Source organism: Myxococcus sp. AB036A, from assembly GCF_006547355.1.
Taxonomy (GTDB): domain Bacteria; phylum Myxococcota; class Myxococcia; order Myxococcales; family Myxococcaceae; genus Myxococcus; species Myxococcus virescens.
Map to the genome: position 1 here is coordinate 20,792 of NZ_VHLC01000106.1, position 10,948 is coordinate 31,739.

General features: G+C 70.0%; 7 protein-coding genes. 3 read left to right on the forward strand and 4 right to left on the reverse strand.

The genetic code is table 11. From position 1 onward, the window contains the following. The first annotated feature begins 81 nt into the window (after positions 1 to 81). The 3 genes from FL344_RS31380 (at position 82) to FL344_RS31390 (ending at position 5,042) form a co-directional block, all read left to right on the forward strand. Complete coding sequence (locus FL344_RS31380) at positions 82 to 915, forward strand: MBL fold metallo-hydrolase (protein ID WP_141593565.1); 834 nt, start codon at positions 82 to 84, stop codon at positions 913 to 915. Positions 916 to 928: 13 nt separating this feature from the next. Beyond that, entirely contained in the window at positions 929 to 2,518 is a 1,590-nt protein-coding gene (locus FL344_RS31385; RefSeq protein WP_141621112.1) for a sigma 54-interacting transcriptional regulator, read from the forward strand. A 157-nt stretch (positions 2,519 to 2,675) separates the two neighbouring features. Next, positions 2,676 to 5,042, forward strand: a complete 2,367-nt coding sequence (locus tag FL344_RS31390) for a hypothetical protein (RefSeq protein ID WP_228565505.1) — start codon at positions 2,676 to 2,678, stop codon at positions 5,040 to 5,042. A 96-nt stretch (positions 5,043 to 5,138) separates the two neighbouring features. On the opposite strand, the gene FL344_RS31395 is transcribed toward FL344_RS31390, so the two are convergent. From FL344_RS31395 to FL344_RS31410, 4 genes are all read right to left on the reverse strand, one after another. Beyond that, a complete protein-coding gene (locus tag FL344_RS31395; RefSeq protein WP_141621114.1) occupies positions 5,139 to 6,032 on the reverse strand; it encodes a hypothetical protein in 894 nt (297 codons plus the stop codon). Between the two features lie 104 nt (positions 6,033 to 6,136). Beyond that, entirely contained in the window at positions 6,137 to 8,380 is a 2,244-nt protein-coding gene (locus tag FL344_RS31400) for a serine/threonine-protein kinase (protein WP_141621115.1), read from the reverse strand. Further along, positions 8,377 to 10,041: an adenylate/guanylate cyclase domain-containing protein gene (locus FL344_RS31405; protein WP_194858622.1), complete on the reverse strand. Its 1,665-nt coding sequence runs from the start codon at positions 10,039 to 10,041 to the stop codon at positions 8,377 to 8,379. Before FL344_RS31405 ends, FL344_RS31400 begins: the two co-directional genes overlap by 4 nt. A 107-nt stretch (positions 10,042 to 10,148) precedes the next feature. Continuing rightward, positions 10,149 to 10,948 (reverse strand): hypothetical protein (locus FL344_RS31410; RefSeq protein ID WP_141621116.1); only part of this gene is annotated, 800 nt, incomplete at its 5' end.

Genomic DNA, 10,948 nt, shown 5'->3' on the forward strand with positions numbered 1-10,948 from the left:
TGGAAATGGCACACCCCATGCTCTGAGGCTCCGGGCATGAGGGCGTCCCACGTGGAGGCCCCCCATTCAAGGAGGCTCACGATGGAAGTCCGGTTTCATGGCGTTCGGGGGAGCATCGCGGTGTCGGGCTCGCGCATTGGTGGCAACACCGCCTGCGTGGAGGTGACCAGCCAGGGCCACCGCCTCATCCTGGATGCAGGGACGGGCATCCGCGCACTGGGCGAAATCATGATGCGCGAGGGCGCGCCCCAGAAGGCCACGCTCTTCTTCTCGCACCTGCATTGGGACCACGTGCAGGGCTTCCCCTTCTTCACGCCGGCCTGGCTGCCCACGTCCGAGCTGACGCTCTACGGCCCGGGCGCGAATGGGGCCCAGGCGCTCCAGTCCGAGTTGGCCGCGCAGATGCAGCCGCCCCACTTCCCGGTGCCGCTGAGCACCATGCGCTCGCGGATGGACTTCCGCTCGGCGTTGCATGCCCGGCCCGTGGAGGTGGGCCCTTTCCGCGTCACGCCCATCGACGTGCCGCACCCGCAGGGGTGCCTGGCGTACCGCGTGGAGGCGGATGGCCACTCGTTCGTCTACGCCACGGACGTGGAGGTGCGGGTGCAGGAGCTCGCGCCGGAGGTGGGCCGCCTCTTCGAGGGCGCGGACGTCCTGTGCCTGGATGCGCAATACACGCCGGACGAATACGAGGGCCGCAAGGGCGTGGCGAAGAAGGGCTGGGGCCACTCCACCATGATGGATGCCGCGGGCGTGGCCGGGCTGGTGGGGGCGCGCCGGCTGTGCCTGTTCCACCATGACCCGGCGCACGGCGACGACATGCTCGAGGACATGGCGGAGCAGGCCCGCGCCCTCTTCCCCATCTGCGAGCCCGCACGCGAAGGCCAGCGGCTGGTGCTGGGCCGCGCGGCCTGAGAGGGGCAGTCCCATGCCCGCTGGATGTTATGGTGCGGCCTCCGCCTTCGTCCTGCCGCCGTTGCCCGCCATGCCCCAAGCCCCCTCGGACGTCTCCCAGGTCCTCCTCCCCTTCGGAGGACTCGTCGGCAGGGAGGTGGACCTCGACGCGTTCCTCCAGACGCTGATGGACCGCATCGCCATCACCCTGCAAGCGGACCGCGGCACCCTCTGGCTGCTGGACCCGGCCCGCCGCGAGCTGTTCAGCCGCGCCGCGCACCTGCCCGAGGTGTCCCAGATTCGCGTCAAGCTGGGCCAGGGCGTCGCAGGCACCGTCGCCAAGGCGGGGCACGCCATCAACGTGCCGGACCCGCGCGGCGAGCAGCGCTTCTTCGCGGACATCGACCGGATGACGGGCTACCGCACCACCAGCCTGCTCGCCGTGCCACTGTGCGACGGGGACGGCGCTCTCTACGGCGTGCTCCAGGTCCTCAACCGCCGCGGCGCGGACCGCTTCACCGACGACGACACGCAGCGGCTCACCGCCATCGCCTCGCAGGTGAGCACCGCTCTCCAGAGCACCAGCCTCTACCAGGAGCTCCAGCGCGCGAAGGACCAGCCCCAGGTCCCGGTGGGCTACTTCTTCAACCGCATCATCGGCGAGTCCCCGCAGCTCCAGGCCATCTACCGGCTGGTGCGCAAGGCCGCGCCCACCGACGCGACGGTGCTGCTGCGCGGCGAGAGTGGCAGCGGCAAGGAGCTGTTCGCCCGTGCCGTCCACGTGAATGGCCCCCGCAGGGACCAGCCCTTCATCAAGGTGGACTGCGCGGCGCTGCCCGCCACGCTCATCGAGAACGAGCTCTTCGGCCACGAACGCGGCGCCTTCACTGGCGCGGACCACCGCGTGCCCGGCAAGTTCGAGGCGGCCAGCGGCGGCACGGTGTTCATCGACGAGATTGGCGAGCTGCCCCTGCCGGTGCAGGGCAAGTTGCTGCGGGTCATCCAGGATCGCGAGTTCGAGCGCGTGGGTGGCACCCAGGCCGTGAAGGTGGACGTGCGCATCGTCGCGGCCACCCACCGGGACCTGGCCCGCATGGTGGCCGAGGGCCGCTTCCGCGAGGACCTCTACTACCGCATCAAGGTGGTCGAGGTGGTGCTGCCGCCGCTGCGGGAGCGCGGCGCGGAGGACATCGAGCGGCTCGCCCGCCACTTCGTCGCCGCCGTCGCCCGGAGGCACCGGCTGACGCCGCCCCGTCTCAGCGCCGCCGCGGTGGAGCGCCTCAAGCGCTACCGCTGGCCCGGAAACGTGAGGGAGCTGGAGAACTGCATCGAGAGCGCCGTGGTGCTCTGTGAAGGGGAGATTCTCGAAGAGCACCTGCCCCTGCCCGATGTGGACCGGACCGCCCTGCCGACTCCTGCAGCCACCCAAGGTGTCAACGCGCCGGCTGCGCTCGCGCCCATGGAGGCGGGCCTGCTGCCACTGGCGGAGGTCGAACGCCGCCACATCCTGCGCGTGTTGGACGCCGTGAAGGGCAACCGCACCGCCGCGGCCCGCGTGCTGGAGATTGGCCGCAACACGCTCGCGCGGAAACTCAAGGAGTACGGACTGGGCGACGAGCCCTGACGCACCGCGCGGGGGCGACTTCCACCCCACCCTCCAGGGCATCTGTCCGCTGACCACCGGTCTTTTCCGGTATCCGCCTTGTTCCGAGCTAGGCAACGGCGTACGACGAAGAGACCTCCGGCCCACGTGCAGGAGGCTTCAGCCCAGGGGGACGCGCATGAAAGTGGTCAACAAGCTGCTGGAGAAGCTTCCCGACGTCGTGGCGGGCAAGGTGCCCGACGTGAAGCTGCAGGACCAGGACATCAAGGTGCCGCTGGCCCAGGGGACCTTCACGGAAGAGAAAATCCTTCCGCCCAAGCTGGCCATGCACGGCTTCACGCTCTCCTTCGAAGCCACCGGCGAAGCGTCCATCCGGAACTTCAACTCGCTGGGCGACGTGGACGAAAACGGCATCGTCGGCGAGCCGAGCCCGGAGAGCGCCGAGTCAGGGCCCCGGCCCCAGTTGCTGCTGGGCAGTGACGTCGGGTGGATGCGCTACCAGGTGTCCGCGCGCGTGAAGGCCGCCGTGAGCGCCAGCCTGTCCTTCCTCGCCTCCGAGAACCAGACGGAGCTGTCCGTCACGCTCAGCGACTACCGCGCGCATCCGCTGGGCCAGAACATGCGCGAGGCCGTGCGCTCCGACCTGTCCGAGCTGCGGCTGATGCAGGCCACCGACCTGGCCAAGCTGGCCACGGGGGACGCGGTGGCGTGGCAGGCCCGCGGCGCGCTCCACACACGGCTGGAGCTCAACTGGGCGGACATCTTCCCCACCAACCTCAACCGGCTGGGCTTCCTGCGCGGCAACGAGCTGCTCGCGTTGAAGACCAGCGCCAAGGCGGGCCTGTCCGCCCGGGTGTCCCTCACCGACGACTACCAGCTCAGCTTCTCCCGTCCTCGTGCCGGCCGCATCCAGGTCGCCGTGCGCAAGGTGAAGTCCCATGAGCAGGCGCACTCCGCCGGCCTGGGCATCACCGTGGAGCTGCTGGACCCGGCGACGGTGAAGGCCCAGTTGGGCCAGTTGCTGGAAGCGCTGCTGGGGCCCGTCCTTCGCGACCTCGTCAAGAAGGGCACCACCGCGGTGGAAATCATGGACGGCCTGGTGGACAAGGCCAGCAAGGCGAAGCTGGACGACAACCAGAAGAAGGTGCTGGGCCTGGTGCTGGATCGCCTTGGCATCGACCCGCAGCTGGCGGACCCGGCCAACCTTCCGCAGGCCTGGGCCGACTTCAAGGCCCGCGTCGCAGAGTCGCTGGAGAACGCCGTCCGCACGCAGGTCGCCGAGGGCTTCGAGTACGAATACCTGCGCCTTTCGGAGACCTCCACGCTGCTGGAAGTCGTCGTGGAGGACGTCACCGCGATGCGCTTCCACGAGTCCCTGCTCAAGGGCAACCTGGTGGAGCTGCTGAAGTGGATGAAGAGCCTCCCCGCCCAGCAGAGCGAGTTCGAGCTGCGCAACTACCTCCACGCCACCACGCTCACGCGCCAGCAGGCCTACGGCTTCTCACTGGGGATTGGCTCGTTCGAGCTGCTCAAGGCGAAGAACGTCAGCAAGCAGTCCTGGGTGACGCAGGAGAACTTCCAGGGCGCCCGGCGCATGGCGTTCCTCGGACGCCGGGGCTACGAGGACAAACTGCTGGGCACCCGCGGCCAGTGGGTGGTGGACCTGAAGGCGGACATGACGCGCTTCTCCCCCACCCCCGTGGCCTCCGACTTCGGCTACGGCCTGCACCTGATGCTGTGGGGACGGCAGAAGAAGCTGTCGCGCAAGGACCTGCAGCAGGCGGTGGATGACGCCGTCGTCTGGGGCGTGCTGGACGCGAAGGACGCGGCCACCGTCATCAGCGCCATGCAGGAGGACATGGGCAAGCACCCCATCGAAACGCGGCTCGAGCTGAAGATGGCGGATGACTCGTTCCGCGCCCTGGTGCCCCGCATCCAGACGCTGGAGCTGTCCCGCTTCTCACGCGCCCTGGCCCGCGCGCTGCCCTGGAGCGAGCAGCTTCCCCGCGCCTCCGCCGAGTTCCGGCGCGCCGTCTACGCCCCCATCTGGGAGGCCTACCTCCGCGAGGTGCAGGAGCAAGGCAGCCTCATGCTGAATGACTTGTCACCCAGCCGCGCCGCGCAGATCGCCAAGTGGTACTTCCAGAAGGACCCCACGGTGCGCGACCTGGGCAAGGACCTGCAGCTCATCGAAAGCGAGTGGCGCCCGGGTGGCGGCAACTTCAGCTTCGCGGAGGTCATCTCGAAGAACCCCAACACGCTCATGCGGTGCCGGAACTTCGTGAGCGGCATGGTGCGCCTGCGCCGAGCCATTGACGAACGCAAGGCCCCGGACGAGCTGCGCACCGTGTTCGGCGAGCTGGAGGGCATGTGGACCACCGGCTTCCACCTGCGCGCCGCGGGCTCCCTGCTCTCGGACCTTGCGCAGTCCACGCCGCTGGGTCTCGCGGGCGTGGAGCGGACCCTCACCGTGCGGGTGGCGGACAGCGAGGAACAGCTCGTGTTCTCCACCACGCGAGGCACCGGAAGCACCGGAGCCGCCTGAGCGCGTCCCGAGCGGCCTGGGCGTGAGTGCGCTCGGACCGCGAGCCCCAGCGGCGCATCACGCTCCTGCGCGGCGGTACGGCCCCCGCCGCGCGCCTCACAGCGCCCCTGACAGGACAACGGCGGCTGCCATGGACAACACCCCAGCCGCCGCGAAGTGCCGCCAGGCCCGGCGCGCCAGCATCCCACGGGTGGCCGGAGCCTGGGGTCCCAGCACCAACATCGCGGGGCCTCCCTCCCGACCGACCAGGGCGTAGCTCCCCTCGACAGGGCCCCTCCGGAGTTCGCCCACCACGAGGCAGGATTCGCCCACCGCGCCCACGCGCTCCCAGGACAGGGCCTCCGGATGCGCCGTCTGATACCAGGACGCGGGCACCGCGCCCGGCAGGTCCTTGCACCGGCGGACCTCCACCGGGGCCATCAGCGACGCAGGCGAAAAGGACACCGAAGCACGGACGCGCTGGCCACGCAGCGCCAGCACCGGCGCATACGCGCGTTCACGCGACAACAGCGGCCCGCGCCGGCCGTCCGCCGCCACCTCGCGCACCTCCGCGTCGAAGAAGACACACGGCACGCCACCGGGCGACGTCAACGTCGACTCCGCGTCCAGGACGCCGTGGTAGACGCCCCAGCCTGGGGCCGTGCCGGCACGCAGGGCCGCCACCGCTTCATCCAGCGGCACCGGCGCCGAACCCCGCAGCACGTTGGCCCGGGTCCGGGCCCAGGCGCCCCGCAGCGCCAACCCCGCGGCCAGCACCAACAGGGCAGCGCCCATGGCCTTCACGGCCGTCTCCGAGGCCAACACCGCCCCGGTCCCCTGGACGTGCCGCAGCACGACGAGCGACATCCCCGCCAGAAGTCCGAACCACAACAGGGGCACGCGGTAGGGACGGGACGTCACGTCCTTGCGCCCGTAGGCGAAGGCCGCCACCAACAGCCCCAACAGGCACGCCGCGTAGACCGGCGCCAGTGCCATGCGCCACAGCTCCATCCCGTCCCCCTGAAGACTCGGCATGGACGCCCGCGAGGCGGAACATGCCGAGAGCAAGGTGGGGACGGAGCGGCGTCCGCGCAAGCCTTCGCCTGCCGCGTGGACTACTCGGGGCTGGCGGCGACGCGGCGGACGGGCCGGGGCATCAGGTGTCCCCGGACCTTCAAGTCATCGAACGAGCAGGACAGGTTGCGGCAGCCCAGGGCCACCTTGCCCACGCGGTCCTCCAGGCCCACCAGCAGCTTGCGGGCGAAGCGCTCGTTGTTGAGGAACGCCTCCACCAGCACGCCCGAGCTGTTCCGGCGCATCTGCAGCCGCACCTGGTAGGGGCCGTGGGCCGGCAGCGGCATCTCGTCCTCGACGAGCGCCTCCGTGTCCTGCGCGCTGTTCCCCACCACCTCGCGCCCGTCCGGCATGAAGTAGCGCCACGACAGCCGCATGCCCACTTCCGGAATGGCGAACGCGGAGACCTGCAAGTCCCTGATGCGGAACGCCAGCTCACCGTAGTGCTGCGCATCCGCTTCCAGCGCGTACTCCGGCCCCAACTGCGCCACGTCCATCAGCACTTCGGCCGTGAAATCGTTGGACGAGAAGTAGCGCTGCGCGATGTACGCGCGCGGAATCAGCCGCCGCCCGTTGGTCTCCTTGCCCGCCTGCAAGGCCTGAAGTTCCCCATCCACCAGCCGCCATTGGCCACTGTGGACGTTGACCTCCTCGTTGCCTTCGTCGAAGCCCAGCTCCAGGCGCGAAGTGCCCCCGGCCTTGGCGGGCGCCGCGAAGGAAAGCGATGAGAAGACCTCGCCGTAGGTGTTCGGCGGCAGCACCCGGTTGCCGGGCTTCACCTGGATGCCCTTCGTGCCGATGATGACGCGCTCGTCGTCGCCCAGGTGGAGGCTCACCGGCCCCACGAACCACCGGACCGCGAAGCCCAGCAGTGCCAACCCACCCACCACCGACAGGCCACCGCGCACGCGCCGCCAGCCCGAACGAAGCTGCCGCGACAGCGCGGTCTGCCGCCCCGGCCGTACCGACCGCGCGGCCGCGGGCACCATGCGCCCGTCCAGGTCGTTCTGCGGGATGCCCGGCGCGGAGCTGGTGGAAATCATCGCCTCCAGCGCGGCGCACAGCTCGCTGGCCTTCTCGTAGCGCGCGGCCGGGTCCTGCTCCAACAGGCGGTCCACCACCGGATCCACGCGCGGGTCCAGCCCCGGCACCTTCGAGGAGGGCAGCTTGAAGCGGCCCAGCGGCAGCTCCCCGGTGAGCACCTCGTAGAGGATGACGCCCAGCGAGAAGAGGTCCGCGCGCCCGTCCACGTTCTTCGCGTCGCGGCGCTGCTCGGGAGCCATGTAGTTCAGCGTGCCCATGGCCACCGACGTCGCGGTGAGCTGCAGGCGCGAGTCCGGCGCGCGGATGCCCGCGAGGCCGAAGTCCGCCACCTTCACGTGCCCCCGCCCGTCCAGCAGGATGTTTTCCGGCTTCAGGTCGCGGTGGATGATGCCCTTGTCGTGCGCGCACTCGATGGCGCGCGCCACCGCCAGGAGGAGCTTGATGCCCTTCTCCGGCGTGAGCCCGGCCGACATCGCCTCGCGCAGCGAGCGGCCTTCCACGTACTCCATGACGAAGTAGTAGTGCTCGCCCGCGACGCCCCGGTCGATGATCTGGATGATGTGCGGGTGGTTGAGCGCCGCCAGCGCCGTGGCTTCCTTCTCGAAGCGCGTGACGAACTCCGGGTCCTTCGCCAGCCGCGGCGGCAGCAGCTTCACCGCCACCGTGCGCCCCAGCGACTGCTGCCGCGCGAGCCACACCTCGCCCATGCCGCCGCGTCCGAGCAGCTCCAGCAGCTCCAAGCCCGGCAGGTCCACCTTGCCAGCGCCCACAAAGGTGCTGTTCTCGTGCGCGTTCAGCTCCGAGTGCGCACTGTCCGAGCCCGTCTTCGCGGACGAGCGCACCAGCGTCTGCTCCACCGACGCGTCCGAAGCTCCGTTGCTGGAAGGCATGGCCACGCCGCTGGTCCCCGGCGCCGCCACGCCCGGCAGCCCGTTCACGCCGCCGCGAGGCCCGGAGCGCACGGGCTCCGGAGCACGCGAAAGGGAGACGTCGATGCCCGGCTCCGGCTCCGCTTGAGGAACCACCGTCACCACGCCGGAGGTCCCATTGGCCGGAGGGCGCTGCTCCTGGATGCCGCTGCTCGTGGGCACCATCGTGTTGCGCGCCACCTCGGCGGCCACGTCACCCCGGCGGGCCTCAAACCGGATGCCACAGCGGCACTGGACACGCTGGCCGCTCACGTAGACGCGGATGTCGTGTGGATGGCCGCAGTTGGGGCAGGCCTGCGTCGTCGAGCTCATGCGCGGCGAGAGGTGGAAGCGGCGGTGGTGTATTCCAGCCCGTGGACGCGGTAGGTCGGCACGGCCTTCTCCTTGCCCTTCACCTGGAGGGCCGGCAGCCCCTCCACGTCGAAGCCGGCGCCCGCCCTGCGCACCGTGGACTCGGAGGCCAGCACCTCACCGCTCTTCGCCATGCCACACAGGCGCGAGGCCGTGTTCACCGTGTCGCCAATGGCGGTGAACTCGTGGCGCTCGGCGCTGCCCATGTAGCCGACAACGGCCTGCCCGGTGTTCACCCCGATGCCGACCTCGATGGGCTGCTTGCCCGCGGCCACGCGGCGGCGGTTCAGCTCCTGCACGGCGTCCTGCATCTCCAAGGCAGCCCGAAGCGCGCGGGCGGCATCGTCCGGGTGCGACAGCGGCGGCCCCCAGACGGCCATGACACAGTCCCCAATGAACTTGTCCAGGTTCCCCTCGTGGCGGAACACCACCCCGGCCATGGCGGTGAAGAATGCGTTGAGCATGTCTACCACCTCTTGCGGAGAATCGTTCTCCGAGATGGTGGTGAACCCGCGGATGTCCGCGAAGAGGCAGCTCACCTCCGCCAGCCGGCTCTGCGCCAGGTCTTCCGTCTCACCGGCGATCACCGCGTCGGCGACGGCCTTGGACAGGAAGCGGCTGAGCTCCGCGCGCGTCACGGCCTCGGCGCGAATCTGTTCGGCCAGCGCCGCGTTCTCCAGCGCGATGCTCGCCTGCGAGGCGATGCCGGAGAGGATGGTCAGGTCCTTCTCCGAGAAGGCGTTGATCTGCTGCCGGCTGTCCAGGAAGAGCACCGCCTGAATCTTCCCGTTCACCTTCAGCGGCACCGCCATGGCGGACCGGATGCCCTGCGCGACGATGCTCTCCGCCGCGGAGAAGCGCTCGTCGATGATGGCGTCCGCCGTCAGCACCGCCTTGCCCGTCTCCACCACGCGCTTGAGCACGGTGTCGGACAGCATGACGTTGACGGCCTTGTCGGAGCGGTGGTGCACCGCCGACGGGATGAACTCACCGTCCGCGGCCACCTTCAGGATGACGCCGTGGTCCGCGGCCAGCAGCTGGAAGGCCACCTTGAGGATCTGCTCGAAGAGCCCCGTCTGGCTGCCCTGCAGGCTCACCTGGCGGTGGAACTCATGGGCGATGCGCAGCTTCTCGTAGTCGCGGCGCAGCGCCTCCACGTCCGACACCTGCTCGGCGGGCCGGAAGTTCTGCGGCACCTGGTCCATCTGCGCCAGGAAGGCCGGCATGGAGATGGACTGCGCCACCACCGTCACGCCCGGCGCGGTGGGCGCGTTGGCCTGCGCCACCGGCTCGCCGCTGTGGAAGATGAGCCGCGAGGCGCCCAGGGAGATTTCGTCCCCGTCGCGCAGCTTAAGCTCCTTCACCCGGCGGCCATTCACGAAGGTGCCGTTGGACGAGCCCAGGTCCTTGAGGATGAAGTCCTTGCCCACGCGCTCGATGACCGCGTGTTCCTTGGAGACCTCCCGGTCCACCAGCCGCAACGTGTTGGACGGATGCCGGCCCAGGGACGTCGCCGGCCCCAGGGGAAACTCTCCGAGCGTGCCATCCGCGAAGCGCCCTGTCAGTCGGGGGCCGCGAATCTGCCCGGGTTTGGGAGCGAACGGGACGGGGGACTGGCTCACGCGGAAATCCTCACCGGCCCGGACACTACCAGAGGCCATCGGCACCGGGGAACGCTCGGAAATCACCACTGCACGGCCGAGCAGCGTCCGCCTGGCGGGACGGCTCCTCAGCGACCGGCTGCCGGCTTCCTGTCCGAACCGCCCGCCCGGATGGCCAGGCCCACCGAAGGCATCACGGTAACGCCCCCCAGGTTCCGCTCCATCCCGAAGAGCTGCGGCCTGCTCCGGAAGTAGCCCCCCGTCACCTCAGCGAAGAGGTGGACGTACCGGTAGCCCACGGCGATTCCCAGCGTGGAGCCCACGAAGTGGCTGCCCACCGTCGCGGGAAGCCTCGCGTCGAAGCCCGACACCGGCTTCCCCTGCTGGGAGTAGTCCACCAGCCGCGCGTCCAGCCGGGTGCGGCTGTAGATGTACTTGGGCGCCGCGTAGAGCTTGAAGACGTCCCCCCAGTCCGCGCTGAGGTACAGGGGCACCTCCACGTCGTAGCGGCTGAAGTCGTTCATCTCCACCACCTCCAGCACATCCAGGGCCGGGCTGCTGAAGAAGTGCTTGGACACCCCCACTCCCAGGGCCATGTCGAAGGAGCGCTGGCCCAGCTCCAGATAGCGGCCCACCTCATCTCCGCCGTGGGCCAGTTGGAACTTCAGGTCCCCGCGCAGGGAGATGCCGCTGTAGCGCAGGCCCACGTCCAGCCGGTCCACCACCCCCACCCGGACCATCAGCTCCGGATTGACGCCCGGCGGGGCCACCATCAGCGCCACGCCCGCCGTCAGCAGTTCCTGCTGGTCCTCCTCGCTCAGCGTGTAGGGGCGGTCATTCACCACCGCGTCCCGGGCCGCCTCCCCCTGCTCGATGCCGGCGTCCACCACCCGGACCAGGGCCCCCACCGGGACGAAGGCCCCCACCC